The sequence below is a fragment of the Alishewanella tabrizica genome, assembly GCF_014652375.1.
Classification (GTDB): Bacteria; Pseudomonadota; Gammaproteobacteria; order Enterobacterales; family Alteromonadaceae; genus Alishewanella; species Alishewanella tabrizica.
The window spans coordinates 217,932-219,543 of sequence record NZ_BMYR01000009.1 but is presented as its reverse complement, the minus strand read 5'-3'; the positions used below and the strand labels follow the sequence as shown (position 1 = coordinate 219,543).

The following is a 1,612-nucleotide window of genomic DNA, read 5'->3' as shown; positions in this document are numbered from 1 at the left end:
CGTGTTACCCAAGAGCGTTAAGCTATTATCTGCCGCCAGCTCTGCCGCCACGGTAATGGCCGAGTCGACGGCATCCAGTGTTAAGCCCGTATTGGCATTAATGGGGTTGCCATTATTATCCACGGCGCTCGCCGTAATGGTTAAAGCGCCATCGGCTAAACTGCTAATATCCACGCCCGCCACGCTATAGCTGCCATCCGCATTGACTAAGGCCGTCACCACCACGGTGTTACCAAACTGATCGGTAATCGTTATTTCAACTGTGCTACCGGGCGCGACATCCACCGTGTTACCCAAGAGCGTTAAGCTATTATCTGCCGCCAGCTCTGCCGCCACGGTAATGGCCGAGTCGACGGCATCCAGTGTAATGCCGGTATTGGCAATGATTGGATTGCCATTATTATCCACCGCTGTCGCGGTAATGGTTAAAGCACCATCGGCTAAACTGCTAATATCCACACCCGCTAGGCTATAACTGCCATCCGCATTAACCAACGCATTAACCACCACCGTATTGCCAAACTGATCGGTGATGGTCAGCGCTACTGTGCTGCCCGGCGCGACATCCACCGTGTTACCCGAGAGCGTTAAGCTATTATCCGCTGCCAGCTCAGCCGCCACGGTAATGGCCGAGTCGATGGCATCCAGTGTTAAGCCTGTATTGGCACTGATTGGATTGCCATTATTATCCACGGCGCTCGCCGTAATGGTTAAAGCGCCATCCGCTAAACTGCTAATATCCACACCCGCCAAGCTATAGCTGCCATCGGCATTCACTAAGGCCGTGACCACTATGCTAGTACCAAACTGATCGGTAATGGTTAGCTGTACCGTGCTGCCCGGCGCGACATCCACCGTGTTACCCGAGAGCGTTAAGCTATTATCGGCAGCCAGCTCTGCCGTCACGGTAATGGCCGAGTCGATGGCATCCAGTGTTAAGCCCGTATTGGCATTGATGCTATTGCCGTTATTATCCACCGCTGTCGCGGTAATGGTTAAGGCGCCATCCGCTAAGCCGCTAATATCAATCCCCGCCAAGCTGTAGCTGCCATCGGCATTGACTAACGCGCTCACCACCACGCTAATACCAAACTGATCGGTAATGGTCAGCTGCACCGTGCTACCCGGCGCCACATCCACCGTGTTACCCGAGAGCGTTAAGCTATTATCTGCTGCCAGCTCTGCCGCCACGGTAATGGCCGAGTCGATGGCATCCAGTGTTAAGCCAGTATTGGCACTGATTGGATTGCCATTATTATCCACGGCGCTCGCCGTAATGGTTAAAGCGCCATCCGCTAAACTGCTAATATCCACACCCGCTACGCTATAGCTGCCATCGGCATTGACTAAGGCCGTCACCACCACGCTAGTACCAAACTGATCGGTAATGGTTAGCTGCACCGTGCTACCCGGCGCGACATCCACCGTGTTACCCGAGAGCGTTAAGCTATTATCCGCTGCCAGCTCAGCCGTCACGGTAATGGCCGAGTCGATGGCATCCAGTGTGATGCCGGTATTGGCATTGATGCTGTTGCCATTATTATCCACGGCGCTCGCCGTAATGGTTAAAGCACCATCGGCTAAACTGCTAATATCCACACCCGCCACGCTA

The 1,612-nt window shown here is 53.9% G+C and carries 1 protein-coding gene; it reads right to left on the bottom strand.

Going from position 1 to position 1,612, the window contains the following annotated elements; translation table 11 throughout:
* A partial coding sequence (locus IE070_RS12105; protein WP_373296975.1) for a beta strand repeat-containing protein occupies positions 1–1,612 on the bottom strand: 1,612 nt, incomplete at both ends.